11 protein-coding genes are annotated in these 13626 nt (G+C 69.2%); 5 read left to right on the forward strand and 6 right to left on the reverse strand.

Annotated elements, in window-relative coordinates; translation table 11 throughout:
• The first annotated feature begins 5 nt into the window (after positions 1 to 5).
• Positions 6 to 2354 (forward strand): excinuclease ABC subunit UvrA, encoded by a 2349-nt coding sequence (locus DMH03_RS38545; RefSeq protein ID WP_233611842.1) that lies wholly within the window; start codon positions 6 to 8, stop codon positions 2352 to 2354.
• A gap of 62 nt (positions 2355 to 2416) precedes the next feature.
• On the opposite strand, the gene DMH03_RS38550 is transcribed toward DMH03_RS38545, so the two are convergent.
• The 3 genes from DMH03_RS38550 to DMH03_RS38560 form a co-directional block, all read right to left on the reverse strand.
• Positions 2417 to 2986 carry a hypothetical protein gene (locus DMH03_RS38550; protein ID WP_125796941.1) on the reverse strand — a complete coding sequence of 190 codons (570 nt, stop codon included), beginning with the start codon at positions 2984 to 2986 and terminating at the stop codon, positions 2417 to 2419.
• Positions 2987 to 3026: 40 nt separating this feature from the next.
• Entirely contained in the window at positions 3027 to 3806 is a 780-nt protein-coding gene (yidC, locus tag DMH03_RS38555) for a membrane protein insertase YidC (RefSeq protein ID WP_125796942.1), read from the reverse strand.
• Positions 3807 to 3875: 69 nt separating this feature from the next.
• Positions 3876 to 4232: a DUF6412 domain-containing protein gene (locus tag DMH03_RS38560; RefSeq protein WP_125796943.1), complete on the reverse strand. Its 357-nt coding sequence runs from the start codon at positions 4230 to 4232 to the stop codon at positions 3876 to 3878.
• Between the two features lie 63 nt (positions 4233 to 4295).
• On the opposite strand from DMH03_RS38560, the gene DMH03_RS38565 reads away from it, so the two are divergent.
• From DMH03_RS38565 to DMH03_RS38575, 3 genes are all read left to right on the forward strand, one after another.
• Positions 4296 to 5915, forward strand: coding sequence for an ABC-F family ATP-binding cassette domain-containing protein (locus tag DMH03_RS38565; protein ID WP_125796944.1), 1620 nt, complete (start codon positions 4296 to 4298; stop codon positions 5913 to 5915).
• Between the two features lie 102 nt (positions 5916 to 6017).
• A complete protein-coding gene (locus DMH03_RS38570) occupies positions 6018 to 7031 on the forward strand; it encodes a YdcF family protein (protein WP_125796945.1) in 1014 nt (337 codons plus the stop codon).
• A 282-nt stretch (positions 7032 to 7313) separates the two neighbouring features.
• Positions 7314 to 8135 (forward strand): class I SAM-dependent methyltransferase, encoded by an 822-nt coding sequence (locus tag DMH03_RS38575; RefSeq protein ID WP_125796946.1) that lies wholly within the window; start codon positions 7314 to 7316, stop codon positions 8133 to 8135.
• A gap of 4 nt (positions 8136 to 8139) precedes the next feature.
• Here the strand turns inward: DMH03_RS38575 and DMH03_RS38580 are convergent, their stop codons facing one another.
• The gene (locus DMH03_RS38580; RefSeq protein WP_125796947.1) at positions 8140 to 9741 is read right to left on the reverse strand and encodes an ABC-F family ATP-binding cassette domain-containing protein; all 1602 of its coding nucleotides are present in this window, start codon (positions 9739 to 9741) and stop codon (positions 8140 to 8142) included.
• A gap of 379 nt (positions 9742 to 10120) precedes the next feature.
• Between DMH03_RS38580 and DMH03_RS38585 the strand changes: the two genes are divergently transcribed.
• Positions 10121 to 10918: a DUF2382 domain-containing protein gene (locus DMH03_RS38585; protein WP_125796948.1), complete on the forward strand. Its 798-nt coding sequence runs from the start codon at positions 10121 to 10123 to the stop codon at positions 10916 to 10918.
• A 42-nt stretch (positions 10919 to 10960) separates the two neighbouring features.
• On the opposite strand, the gene DMH03_RS38590 is transcribed toward DMH03_RS38585, so the two are convergent.
• Together DMH03_RS38590 and DMH03_RS38595 are read right to left on the reverse strand one after the other, a co-directional pair.
• The gene (locus tag DMH03_RS38590) at positions 10961 to 12628 is read right to left on the reverse strand and encodes a serine/threonine-protein kinase (protein ID WP_125796949.1); all 1668 of its coding nucleotides are present in this window, start codon (positions 12626 to 12628) and stop codon (positions 10961 to 10963) included.
• On the reverse strand, positions 12625 to 13407 hold the full coding sequence (locus tag DMH03_RS38595) for a hypothetical protein (protein WP_125796950.1): 783 nt from the start codon (positions 13405 to 13407) through the stop codon (positions 12625 to 12627). Before DMH03_RS38595 ends, DMH03_RS38590 begins: the two co-directional genes overlap by 4 nt.
• Positions 13408 to 13626 lie beyond the last annotated feature (219 nt).

Below are 13626 nucleotides of genomic sequence, written 5' to 3' on the forward strand. Positions count from 1 at the left end.
GGTTCATGGCGAAAGTTCGAGATGAGCGTGGCCGGTGGATCACGGTGGAAGGGGCCCGGACGAACAACCTCCGCGACGTGTCGGTGCGGGTGCCGAAACACCGGCTGACGGTGTTCACCGGCGTGTCGGGGTCGGGGAAGTCGTCGCTGGCGTTCGACACGATCGCGGCCGAAGCCGAGCGCCTGGTCACCGGGAGCTATCCCGCCTTCGTCCGGAACCGGCTCCCCCAGCATCCGCCCGCCGACGTCGACCGGATCGACGGGCTGGTCTTCACCACGATCGTCGATCAACGGCGGTTCACCGGGAACGCGCGGTCCACCGTGGGCACGGCGAGCGACATCGGGCCGCTGTTGCGCGTGCTGTTCTCCCGCCTCGGCAAGCCGGGCGCCGGGTTCTCGCCCGCCTACTCGTTCAACGATCCCGCCGGGATGTGCCCGCGCTGCGAAGGGCTCGGCATGGTCGACGACATCGATCTCGACCGGCTGCTCGACCGCTCGCGGAGCCTGCGCGAAGGCGCCGTGCGCTTCCCGACCTTCGCCCCCGGGACCTACCGGTGGAAACGGCTCGTCCACTCCGGACTCGTCGACCCCGATGTCCCGTTGGGACGGTTACCGGCGGCGAAGCTCGACACCCTGCTGCACGCCGAAGGACTGCGCCTCGACGATCCCGGCTCCGACTACCCCAAGCACGGCGTTTTCGACGGCATCGTCCCGCGGCTGCGGGACTCGTACCTGCGCAAGACGCCGTCGCGCCTCACCGCCGAGGAACAGGAGGGACTCGCCGGCGTCGTCAGCCGTGGCGTCTGCCCGGAGTGCGAAGGAACCCGACTTTCCGAGGCCGCGCGCGGCAGCCTGATCGACGGGCGGTCCATCGCGGACTGGTCGGCGATGCCGGTCGGCGATCTGCGTGACGTCGTCGCGGCGATACGCGATCCGTCGGTGGCGCCGCTGGTGCAGGCGATCAAGGAACGCCTCGACGCGCTGGATTCGGTCGGCCTCGGCTACCTCAGCCTCTCCAGGGAATCGAGGACGCTTTCCGGCGGCGAAGCCCAGCGCGTCAAGATCGTCCGTCACCTCGGCAGCGCGCTCAGCGACGTCTGCTACGTGTTCGACGAGCCCAGCACCGGCCTGCATCCGCACGACGTGCACCGGCTGCTCGAACTGCTGGCCGAACTCCGCGACGCGCACAACACGATCCTCGTGGTCGAACACCATCCCGCGGTCATCGCGGCGGCCGACCACGTCATCGATCTCGGACCGTCCGGCGGCGACGGCGGCGGACGCGTCCAGTTCGAAGGCGCCCCTCGCGAGCTCGCCACGGCCGGCACCGAAACCGGACGGATTCTCGCTGCCCCGCTCCACTTCCGCGAGCGGCCCCGCACCGCCCGCGGAGCCGTGACGATCTCCGGCGCCCGCAGCCACAACCTGCGTGACATCACCGTCGACATTCCGCTCGGTGTCCTGACCGTCGTCTCGGGTGTCGCCGGATCCGGAAAGAGCACCCTGATCACCGGCGAACTCCCCCGGCGGCATCCCGATTTCCTCGTCGTCGAACAGGCTCCGCTGCGCGGTGGCATCCGCTCCACCCCGGCCACGGTGCTCGGTGTCGCCGAACCCGTCCGCGAAGCCTTCGGCAAGGCCACGGGGAAGAATCCGTCGTGGTTCAGCGCCAACGGCCGGGGAGGCTGCCCGGTCTGCAAGGGAAAGGGCGTCATCGTCACCGATCTCGCGTTCCTCGACGACGTCCAGACCGGCTGCGACGCCTGCGGCGGCACCCGGTTCAACCCTGCCGCGCTCGACGCGCGCCTGAACGGCCGGACCATCGCCGACGTCCTGGCGATGAACCCCGCCGACGCCGCCGCCCTGTTCGGCGAGGGGTCCCCCATCGCGCGGCGGTTGCGCTGGCTGGACCGGGTCGGGCTCGGCTACCTCACGATCGGACAGGGCCTCGACACCTTGTCCGGCGGCGAACGGCAGCGGCTGCTGCTCGCCCGTCACCTCGCCGACGCGGGTCCCGCGGACGAACTGCGCCTGATCCTCGACGAACCCACCGCCGGACTGCACGGCAGCGACGTCGACCGGCTGCTCACCCTTTGCGACGAGCTGGTCGACGGGGGCGCGACGCTCGTCCTGATCGAACACGACCAACGGGTGATCGCGCACGCCGACCACGTCATCGACATCGGACCGGGCGCGGGCGCCGACGGCGGGACGGTCGTGTTCGAGGGCACGCCGTCGGCTCTGGCCGAGGACTCCGCGTCGCTCACCGGCCGTCATCTGCGAACGCGTTCCCGGCGCCGGACGGCGCCGGGAACACCCACCCGCCCGGGAACAGTTCCCGGGCGAGCGCGATGATTCCCGATCCTGCTTTGCCCGACACGCCGGTACCGAACAGTTCTTCGCCCGAATTCGCGTTACTAGCCGACAAGCTCGCAGGCTTTGTTGGCCTTCATCGCCGGGTCGAGGCCGGGAACCTTGCCGGTCTCGACGACGGACCTGTGCGAAACCAAGTCGATCCCGATCACGTGGAGGGACGACTGGGCGTAGTCGACACCACCCTTCGGAAGCAGCGCCAGCGACTCGGTGACCTGTTTCCGCACCTTCCGGTAGAAGGCAAGCTCGCCGGCGGCGAGCGTGTTGGCCTCCTGCGCCGGCGGGGCGGCCGGTGGCAGCTTCTCCAGTCCTCCGATCGCCGCCGCCAGCGTGGTGTCCAGTTTGGTCAGCGAAGCCGCCGCCTTCGGCAGATCCGCCTCGGTCTTGATCTCGAACCCCTTGGCCAGCGTGTAGACGATCAGTCGCATGTCCTTGACCGCACCGCAGTAGCCGCCCGCCCAGGAGACGAGTGCGGGATCCGGACCGGTCGGGGACGGCGCCGCCGTCGACGGGGCGAGCGACGGCTCCGGCGGATTCGCACCGCACCCCGCCAGCAAGCAGCCGGCGGCAAGCGCCATGGTCACTCGAATTCGCGCTTCCGCCCGGATCTTCATCCGGCCGAGGGTAAACCGGTCACGCGGGACCGGTCCCCCGCTACTCGATCGCCGCCCTGTCGACGACCTTGGTGAGGAAATGCTGCTGCCCCAGCGTCCACACGTTGGTGGCCAGGAAGTACAGCAGCACCCCGATCGGCACCGGGAAGAACGCTCCCGAGACCAGCATGCCGACCGGCGCCAGGTACATCATCAGCTTGGTGATCCCCGCCGTCTCCGGGGCGGTCGCGGTCTGCCGGGCGAGTCCCGAGCGCAGCGAGAAGAACGTGGCCAGGCTCGCGATCAGCATCAGCGGCACCCCGACGGCGATCATGTGGACGTGGTCGGTGCCGAACGCGGCCAGCTCCGCCGCCGGTTGCGAAAGCCAGTTGCCGAGCTTGGCGCCGAACAGGTCGGCGTTCAAGAACGACTCCACCCCGGCCCGGTCGAAGACGTGGTTCGACGTGGCTCCCGGGGTGAAATCGCGCAGAACCCAGTACAGGGAAAGGAACACCGGCAGCTGGATCAGCGCCGGGAGACAACCGCCCAGCGGGCTCACACCGGTTTCGGCGTGCAGCTTCTGGATCTCTTTCGCCATCCGTTGGCGATCCTTGCCGTACTTCTCCTTGAGCTGCCGCATCCGCGGCGCGAGCGCCTGCATGCGGCGGCCCGCCCGCAGCGCGCTGAGAGCGGGTTTGACCAGCAACAGGCGCAGGGTGAAAACGAGGAACACGATGGACAGCACCCAGGCCACGCCCGAGTCAGGACTGGAAACAGCGCCGAAAACCTTGTGCCAGAACCAGAGAATGGCGGAAACGGGGTACAGGAAGACATCGAACATGACCGGGTCACTCCGTCGGTTGAAGGTGCGTGGGCAGGAGTGACTGCCTCACCTTCGAACGAGGAGAGATCAGGCAGCCACGATGCCCGGTGACGGAGCACGGGGACGGACGCGGCCACGCGCGTCGGGATCGCGCAGGCTCAAGTACAGCTGCGCGCGTTCGCGCAGGCTGATGGCGCGCACCTTCATCGCCGCGGCCGCCGGTTCGAGGCGGAAGTGCGCCGCGAACGCGAGCAGGATGACGGCGAGCGACGCGGTGAGAGCGGCGGCCAGCCCGAGCGGGTTGGCGACCGCCACCGACGCCGTCAGCGCGGTGGCCAGGCTCAGCGGGTTCACCCCGCCGACGACCGGGAGCACGATGAACAACTCGGGCAGGAACAGCGCAAGCATCAGCTTGAGCCGCACGCCGAAGTAGGTTCGCTCCACGTCACCGACACTACCGGAGATATTGCGTTGCGTGATTGCCGCGGCCGCGGGCAGTCTGTCGAAATGGGCCACGTCGAAGTCGCGCACGTCGAGTACTACCTACCCGACGGGCGCCTGCTCCTCGACGACGTCTCGTTCCGGGTCGGGGAAGGCAGTGTCTGCGCGCTCGTGGGCGCCAACGGTGCGGGCAAGACGACCTTGCTGCGGCTGATCTCGGGCGAGATCACGCCCGACGGCGGCTCGGTGACCATCAGCGGCGGGCTCGGCGTGATGCCCCAGTTCGTCGGGTCGGTGCGTGACGAACGGACAGTGCGGGACCTGCTCGTGTCCGTGTCGTCGGAAGCGCTCCGTGCCGCCGCCCGCGCCGTCGACGAGACCGAACTCGCCTTGATGGAACGCGACGACGAAGCGAGCCAGATGGCGTACGCCCAGGCGCTCGGCGACTGGGGTGACGCGCGCGGCTACGAGGCCGAAGTCATGTGGGACAAGTGCACGACGGCGGCGCTCAGCCTGCCGTACGAGAAGGCGCGCTGGCGCGAGGTGCGCACCCTGTCCGGCGGCGAACAGAAGCGACTGGTGCTGGAGGCGTTGCTGCTCGGCGGTTCCGGCGTCCTCCTGCTCGACGAGCCCGACAACTACCTCGACGTCCCCGGCAAACAGTGGCTGGAAGAGCGGCTGCGTGAGACCCAGAAGACCGTGCTGTTCGTTTCGCACGACCGGGAACTCCTCGCGCGCGCGGCGAAGAAGATCATCAGCGTCGAACCCGGGCCCGCCGGCGGCGACGTCTGGGTGCACGGCGGCGGCTTCGACACCTACCACCAGGCACGCGCGGAGCGCTTCGAACGCTTCGAGGAACTCCGCCGCCGGTGGGACGAAAAGCACGCCCAGCTCAAGAAGCTCGTCGCCGACATGCGTCAGTACGCCGCGCGCAGCGACGAAATGGCTTCGCGCTACCACGCCGCGCAGACACGTTTGCGCAAGTTCGAGGAGGCCGGAGCGCCTGCCGCTCCCCCGCGTGAACAGAAGATCACCATGCGCCTGCGCGGCGGCCGGACCGGTGTCCGCGCCGTCACCTGCGAAGGGCTGGAACTCCGTGGCCTGATGAAACCCTTCGACCTGGAGGTCTTCTACGGCGAACGGGTCGCGGTGCTCGGCTCGAACGGCTCCGGCAAATCGCATTTCCTGCGCTTGCTGGCGGGCGAAGACGTCGCGCACGACGGACTGTGGAAACTCGGCGCCCGCGTCGTCCCCGGCCATTTCGCGCAGACACACGCCCATCCCGAACTGCTCGGGCACACACTCGTCGACATCCTCTGGACCGGCTACGCGCGCAGCCGCGGGCCCGCGATGAACATCCTGCGCCGCTACGAACTCGACGGCCAAGGCGACCAGCGGTTCGAGAAGCTGTCCGGCGGGCAGCAGGCGCGGTTCCAGATCCTGCTGCTGGAGATCGGCGGCGCCACCATCCTGCTGCTGGACGAGCCGACCGACAACCTCGACCTCGCCTCGGCGGAGGCATTGCAACTGGCGCTCGAAGCGTACGAAGGCACCACTGTCGCGGTGACGCATGACCGGTGGTTCGCGCGCTCGTTCGACCGGTTCCTCGTGTTCGGCTCGGACGGGCAGGTGCGAGAGACGCCGGAACCGGTGTGGGACGAGCGGCCGGTGCAGCGGGCGCGGTAACACCCTGTCGGGCAAGGAAAGGCGACACACCCACCGACGGCACCACCGGTGTCCGCGTCATATGGTTCAATGCCGCCGCATCGTCCGAAGGCTGGAGTTCTCGTGAGGGCCGCCGCAATTCCCTTCGCCATCGCGGCCTTGTGCTGCGCGGCTTTCCTGGTGAGCTTCCTTCGCGACCGGCGTCGGCTGCGGAACGGCTTCTACCTCTTCTTCGCGCTTCTGTTCCTCGGCGTGACCTTCATCGCGCTGCTCGCCTCGGTGTCGCCGGAGGCGGCGGGCTTCGTCGCGGTCGGCGTGATCCTGCTGATCATCCCGACGGTCCTCGCGCTGACGGTCTTCCTGATCTGCAACGGGATCACCATGCTCCGCCGAGAGGGACGCAGGCTGGCCAACGTGCTGTCGCTGCTGACCGGGGTCGGCATCTGCGCGCTGATCGTGTTCAACGCGACGGTCACGCAACTGGCGTGGGAGCCTCTCGACATCCTTCGCGGCAGCCTCAACGGAATCGTCGTCTACGTCTCGTTCCTCTTCGTCTGCTTTCTCCTGTACTCGATCGTCTACGGCCGCATCCGCACCGAGAAAGGCGTGGACTTCGTCGTGGTACTGGGCTCGGGACTGCTGGACGGTCACCAGGTGCCACCACTGCTGGCCGGTCGCCTGAAGCGGGCCAAACGCGTCGTGGAGGCGGAAGCCCGCCGCGGCGGAGAGCCGATGGTGGTCACCTCGGGCGGGCAAGGGCCCGACGAGGACCTGCCGGAGTCCCACGCCATGGCCGGCTATCTGGTCGAGAACGGGCTGGAGAGGGAGCGGATCCTCCTGGAGGACCGGTCGCGGACGACCTTCGAGAATCTCACCTTCAGCGCCGAGATCATGGAGCAGCGCAAGCCGGACTACCGGTGCACAGTGGTCACGAACAACTTCCACGTGCTCCGCGCCGCCCTCATCGCCCGACGCGCGAAGGTGAACGGCCAGGTCATCGGGTCGCCGACGGCGTGGTACTTCTGGCCGAGCGCCACCATCCGCGAATTCGTCGCCATCCTGGTCGATCACAAGTACAAGAACCTGGCCTTCTGCGGGCTCATCGTTCTTTCGCAGGTCTCCCGCGCGTTCTCGTGAGGCCTCTTTGGGGTTCGCGGTCGTGAGTGTTTCGGGTCGTTAGAACGACACATAACACTCACGACCCCCACGCGAAACCGTACATATACGCATCAAATGGCGCCTAGCGTCAAGAAGGGCGCCCTCACGACCGAACGCGCAGGCCGTTATCGACCAGCTACCCCAGCTCGCCCGAAGAATTGAGACTCCGGAACGAATTCCCGGCACCACCACCTGGAGCGAGATGACAAAACCCCGGCATCCGTTTGACAACGCCGTTTTCGCCGGGTCATCGTCCTGCGCATGAGCGCTTACACGCGGCAGGCGATGGCGCGGCTGTTCGACCGGACCGCGGAGACCTATGACGCGCTCGGCGTCGACTTCTTCGGCGTGTTCGCCACGGAGCTGCTCGACCGGGTCGGGCTCGTCCCCGGTGAGCGGGTGCTGGACGTCGGCTGCGGACGGGGCGCGGTGCTGTTCCCGGCGGCCGAGCGGGTCGGCCCCGAAGGATCAGTGCTGGGTATCGACCTTTCCGCGGAAATGGTCGAGCGCACCGCGAAGGACATCGAGGCGCGCGGAGCCAACGCCTCGGTTTCCCTTATGGACGCCCAAGAACCGACGCTGGACGAGGCCGCGTTCGACGTCCTCCTCGCGTCGTTCGTGGTGTTCTTCCTGCCGGATCCGGTCGCCGGTCTGCGGTCGTGGCATCGTCTGCTCGCGCCGGGCGGCCGGATGGGCGTGACCACGTTCGGCGCCGACGATCCCCGGTGGGCGGCCGTTCGCGAGGTGTTCAAACCGTTCGTACCACCGGAGCTTGCCTGGACCCTGGCCGTCAGGTCCGGCCTGTTCGCCACCGTCGAGGGTTTCGGCCAGGCCGTGGAGTCGGCGGGCTTCACCGGTGTCACGTCCGTGGAACGTGTCTATCCGGTGAAGTTCGCCGACCCCGGGCACTGGATCACCTGGTCCTGGTCGCACGGCCAGCGGATGTTCTGGGAGCTGATCCCGGAAGACCGCCTCGACGCCGTGCGCAGGGCCGTGCTCGCGGAGCTCGAGCCGCTACGCGAACCCGACGGGAGCGTGGTGCTGGCGCAGACCGTGCGCTACATCCTCGCCCACCGCGATTGACGGCTCACAGCGCGAGCCTCGGCCAGGACTCCGTATCCCGCGACAGCTGCCTGTCGTGCGTGGCGATCACCACCGCGGCCGGAGTCACCTCGAGTGCGGCGGTCAGCTCGTCGACGAGTGTGGCGGACAGGTGGTTGGTCGGCTCGTCCAGCAGCACCACGTGCGGACGGCGGGCCAGCACCAGTGCCAGGTCCAGCCGTCGCCGGGCACCGACCGACAGTTCGGCCACCGGACGGCGCCGGTCGTAGCCGCCGAGCAGACCCAGCTCGCCCAGCCCCGGCCCCGGGAGCCCGGCCCTGGCGAGTTGTTCGTCGTACAGCTCGATCGCCGTGCGCCTGGCAGGCAGGTCGGACTCCTGCCCCAGCCTGCCGATCCGCGCCGACCGGGAACGGGTGACCGTGCCGGTCCCCGGCTCCAGTTCCCCGGCCAGCACGGCCAGTAGCGTCGATTTGCCCGCGCCGTTGGGGCCGGTGATCACCAGCCGGTCGCCGCTTTCCAGCGCCAGCTCGACCGGTCGCGTGAGCCGCCCGGCCACTGTCACCCCGGCGGCACGGAGCAGCGTCGCGCCGCCGTGCGACGGCAGTTCGGGCATGGCGAACCGCGCGGGCGGCGGCGGAACCGCCACCACGTGCCCGGCCAGCTCTTCCTGCCGCCGGTGGACCGCGCGGACCAGCCCCGGCGCGCGAGTGGCCCGGACATGCCTGCCGGTGCCCTTGGGCGGCCGCCAGTTGTCACGCAGCCGGTTCCGCGCCGCGGACAGATCGTCGGCGAGGCGTTGCCGCTCGACGATCTGTTCGGCGTGCGCCGCTTCCCAGCGGGCACGTTCGGCTCGACGGGCCTCGACGTAGGCGGCGTAGCCACCGCCGTAGACCCGCGGCCGGTCGTCACTCGACGGATCGAGGTCGATCACCGTGGTGGCCACGTCCGCGAGCAACGCCCGGTCATGGCTGACCAGGACGACCACGCCAGGGTGAGCGCGCAACCGTTCGGTGAGGTGGTCGAGACCGGCGGCGTCGAGGTGGTTGGTCGGCTCGTCCAGTAGCAGGACGGGATGTCCCGCGCCGAGCAGGCAGGCCAGCCGCACCCGGTGCCGCTGCCCGACCGAGAGTGTCCCGAGTGGACGGTCGCGGTCGTCGACGGCGTTCAAGGCGGCCAGTGACACTTCGACACGCCTGTCGGCGTCCCACGCGTCGAGGGCCTCGGCCTCCTCCAGCGCGGCGGCGAAGGCGTCGTCCGCGCCGGGACGGCCGTCGCTGAGCGCCTCGGTGGCGGCCTCCAGACGAGCCAGCGCGGCGCGGACGGCGGCCAGTTCGAGATCGATCAGAGCGCCGACGGTGGCGTTCGCGCCGAGCGGGATCTGCTGGTCGGCGACACCGGCCGAGCCCGAGCGGTGCGCCTCGCCGCGGTCGGCGGCGAGGTCGCCGGCGAGCACCCGGAGAAGGGTGGTCTTGCCGCGCCCGTTCTCCCCGACGATGGCGACACGCTCACCGGCGGCCGCGACGAGGTCGACCCCGGAGAGCACGGGCCGTCCCCCGAAGGAGAGGTGGACGCCGGACAGGCGGACGTGCGCCGCGCGCACAGGCGCGGGCGAAAGAGGGGATGACATGAAGGAACTGCCTCCAGCGAAAAGTGATGAGCAGGAAGAACGAACTCCGGTACCGCGGCTCGCGGTACCGAGGGAGGCGTCGTTCCTCAGAGGAACAGCAGTTGCTGCATCACGATCACCAGGGTAGGCCAGACCCGGAGCTCCCCGCATCCGGTTTTCGGGCGGCGGGGAGATCCACACCTTCGCACCAATCCAGACCCGGCGGTCACCCCGCGCAGACCCCCTTCCACCTGCGACGACACGCCGTTCCTAGCCCGTGAGAACGCCTTCAAACCACCACTTTCGGGGGTCACCCACAGGTGCACCACGTCGGTTGCCATGATCACCGGTCCGGCTGACGGTGGCCTTCTCAGCAGCATCGTTCGAGAGGAGCACGCCGATGGCGAAGACCATGCAGCCGCAGGAACTCATCGACAGCGCCGTGGTGGACCCGACCGGGAACAAACTCGGGAAGGTCGGCAACGTCTATCTCGCCGACGCGACCCGCCAGCCGGAGTGGATCACCGTCAAAACGGGTCTGTTCGGCACCAAGGAGAGTTTCGTCCCGCTCTCGGGCGCCCACGCGGACCGCGACGGCGTGCACGTCCGCGTCGACAAGGAGGCCGTCACCGACGCGCCCCGGATCGAGGCCGACGGGCACCTGTCCGCGGAGGAGAGCGCACAGCTCTACAAGCACTATGGGCTGCCGATGCCGCGGACGTCGCCGGACGGCCGGATGGGCGACCGCGCGCAGGCGCCGCGACCGGGCGGCACCGGTCGCGACAAGGCCGCGATGAACGCGGGCGCCGGCATGAAGGATCGGGACACCGAGCCCACCATGACTCGCTCCGAGGAGCGGCTGAACGTCGGCACCGAGCAGGTCGAGACCGGCCATGTCCGGCTGCGCAAGTACGTCGTCACCGAGGACCAGCAGGTCACCGTTCCGGTCAGCCACGAAGAAGTGCGGATCGAACGGGAACCGATCACGAAGGCCGGCGGCGAGCGGGCGGAAATCGGCGAGGACGAACAGGAAGTCGTGCTGCACGCCGAGAAACCGGTGGTGAACAAGGAAACCGTCGCGGTCGAACGGGCGAGGCTCAAGACCGAGACCGTCACCGAAGACCAGACGATCTCCGGCAAGGTGCGCAAGGAACAGTTCGAGGTCACGGACGACGAGGCCAAGCACCGCAAGTCGTGACCCTGGAGCGGGGGCGGCCGTCGATGGCCGCCCCCGGGGGTTTCACCGCGAGCGCCGTGCGCGGGCCGCCGCGACCACGAAACCCGTCGCCACCGCGCCCGCGATCGAGCAGCCGGCGCCGAACGACACCGCGGGCTCGTGCACTCGCAGCACCGAGACGCACAGCCACGCCGTCGCGCCGAACAGCAGGCCGAGGACCGGCCCGCCGACGAGCGCGCCCCGCCACCGATGTCCGTTGCGGATGGTCCGCAGCCCGGATTCCAGGTACGCCAACGCGAACAGGGCGAGGATCAGGCTGCCCGCGCCGAGCGCGCTCGCGAGCGGATGCTGCCGGGTGACGACCGTGAAGGCCCGCGGGACGCCGTCCGTCGTCATCGTCGCGGTGACCGCACCACCGACGATCCATCGGGTGAGCCCGGGGAACTGAAGGTCGGCACGGAAACCCTCGCCGTCGGGTTTCGGTACCGCCGACGCGGATCCGAGCGGAATCCCGGCGGCCGAAAGGTCCAGGGTGACCTGTTTCGGGCTGCCCTCACCGGTCACGGTCAACGTCTTGCTGAGATCCACGGGCGCCGACGAGGCGGCGGCACCGTCGATTCTCACCGTTGTCGCCTCGTGCGGCAGCCGTTCCGGCGTGAGCAGGGTGAGCACCACGAGCGCGATCGCGGCGGCCGTCGCGGCCAGCCGGAACCAGAGCACCGCACCGGACTGCGACTCGGGCTGGAAGCTCGCGCGGGTCGCCGACAGCGTCGGATCCGGTGAGGCGCGGTGAACCGGCCGTGTCGGGCCGTCCCCGGCCGGGACCGGCGTGCTGAGCGCGGAGATCACCCGCGGGGTGAGGTGCCGGACCGGCACCCGGGAGCGTTCCAGCCAGCCCGGTCCGTACACGGAGGTGGCGGCCGACGCGAGGTCGGCCGCGAAGGTTTCCGCGTCGCGGTAACGGGAGTCGAGTTCGCGCGCGAGGCTGCGCATGACGACGTCCGCGAGCGGTGACGGCACGCCCTCGATCGGGCGCGGATCGGTGAACATGTGCTGGCGCATCATGCTGATCGCGCCGCGGGTGTTGTCGAACGGCAGTTTCCCGGACAGCAGTTCGTAGAGCACCGTGCCCGTCGAGTAGACGTCGGCGGCCGGGCTCAGCGCGTTGCCCATCGCCTGTTCGGGTGCGATGTAGGCGGGGGTGCCGAGGACTTCGCCGCCGTGCGTGACGAGGGTGGCGCCCTCGCTGATCACCTTCGCGATGCCGAAGTCGGCCACCTTCATCACGCCTTGCGTGGTGAAGAGCAGGTTCTTCGGCTTGACGTCCAGATGCAGCACGCCCGCTTCGTGCGCCGCGTGGAGTCCGGCGAGCGTCGCCAGCCCGATCGCGCAGGCCTGTTCCCCGCTGATCGCCCCGCTTCGGAATCGGCTGTGCACCGTGCCGCCGTCAAGGCGTTCCATCACCATCAGATGCTCGCGGCCGGTGCGCACGTAGTCGTACACCGGCACGATGTGCGGGTGGTCGAGGCTGGCCAGCACCCGCGCTTCACGGTCGAAGAGCTCGCTGCTGACGGCGTGGTTCAGCACGTCCCACGGCAGCTGCTTGATGGCGACGTCACGGCGCAGCGAACGGTGGACACCGGCGAAGACGACCCCCATCCCGCCCTGGCCGATCGCGGCCCCGATCTCGTACTGCGGCAGTGCGGCGACGACCTCGGCAGGTGCGCTCATCGGTTGAATTCCTTGGTGGCATCGGGAAAGCGCACCGTTTCGTCGGCACCGGGCGCCGGATGCGGGGTCAAGTAGCCGAGCAGGAACGCGAGGACGGCGGCGCCGAGGACCACCGGGATCTCGATCGACGGCTCCGGTGGGACGAGCCGCAGCACCGACAGCGAGACGACGGCGACGAGTCCGGTCCCGAAACCGGCGGGCAGGAAGCGCAGGCCGCGGCGCCACCGATTGGCGGGGAGGCGGTGGCGGGCGAGCGCGAGCAGGGCGGTCAGCCACGCCAGCACGGTGAGCACGAGCATCGCCAGCCCGAAGGCGCCGTAGACGGACCAGAAAGATCCACGGATGTCGGCGACCGTGGACGCCTCGCCGAGCGTGCCCCGCTGGGCGTCCAGCAGTTCGACGGTCGACGGGAGCAGCCCGATCGCCTGGCCGGACAGGTCGGCCATGTCCAGCACGAAGGTCCGGGTGACCCGGCTGTGCGCGGGGACTTCGAACGGTGCCGTGGTGTCGTAGGCGAAGAACGTCAGAGCGAGCGCGACGCCGGACACCCGCACACTGCGGACCCTGACCGAGGTCCCGCCGCTGTTGGTCGCCGTGACGGTCAGTTCGATCTGCTTCGCCGGATCGATCATGACCGTGGCGTTGGTGATCGGCCGGTCGTCGAGGGTGACCGCGAGGTCGAGCCTGCCGTTATCGACACTTCCCGCACTGGCCGGTGGTGAGCCGAGGAGGACCGCGCAAAGACCCAACGCAACCCCTGCCGCGATGACACGTCCCATTTTGCGCATCCCCTGTTTGCGTAATCCGACTGGTCCGGAATGCTACAGCGAGTGCTTACCGGAGAGGGACGTCCCAATGCGTATCGTGGTTCGCCTGATATTCGGCACCGTGACCGGGTTGTTGTTCCTGGTTTCCCAGGTGGGAGCGGGAAACGCCCAGCAGTCCCCTTATCAGTCGACGGTTGGTTTGAAACCTTCGAGCGGTCCCGCGGGGAGTTC

It is taken from the genome of Amycolatopsis sp. WAC 01376 (genome assembly GCF_003947415.1).
Lineage (GTDB): Bacteria > Actinomycetota > Actinomycetes > Mycobacteriales > Pseudonocardiaceae > Amycolatopsis.

What these genes read in the sequence shown, in the direction of transcription:
- DMH03_RS38545 (WP_233611842.1), top strand. Translation starts at nt 6, where the DNA reads ATGGCGAAAGTTCGAGATGAGCGTGGCCGGTGGATCACGGTGGAAGGG.
- DMH03_RS38550 (WP_125796941.1), bottom strand. Translation starts at nt 2,986, where the DNA reads ATGAAGATCCGGGCGGAAGCGCGAATTCGAGTGACCATGGCGCTTGCC.
- yidC (WP_125796942.1), bottom strand. Translation starts at nt 3,806, where the DNA reads ATGTTCGATGTCTTCCTGTACCCCGTTTCCGCCATTCTCTGGTTCTGG.
- DMH03_RS38565 (WP_125796944.1), top strand. Translation starts at nt 4,296, where the DNA reads ATGGGCCACGTCGAAGTCGCGCACGTCGAGTACTACCTACCCGACGGG.
- DMH03_RS38575 (WP_125796946.1), top strand. Translation starts at nt 7,314, where the DNA reads ATGAGCGCTTACACGCGGCAGGCGATGGCGCGGCTGTTCGACCGGACC.
- DMH03_RS38580 (WP_125796947.1), bottom strand. Translation starts at nt 9,741, where the DNA reads ATGTCATCCCCTCTTTCGCCCGCGCCTGTGCGCGCGGCGCACGTCCGC.
- DMH03_RS38585 (WP_125796948.1), top strand. Translation starts at nt 10,121, where the DNA reads ATGGCGAAGACCATGCAGCCGCAGGAACTCATCGACAGCGCCGTGGTG.
- DMH03_RS38590 (WP_125796949.1), bottom strand. Translation starts at nt 12,628, where the DNA reads ATGAGCGCACCTGCCGAGGTCGTCGCCGCACTGCCGCAGTACGAGATC.
- DMH03_RS38595 (WP_125796950.1), bottom strand. Translation starts at nt 13,407, where the DNA reads ATGGGACGTGTCATCGCGGCAGGGGTTGCGTTGGGTCTTTGCGCGGTC.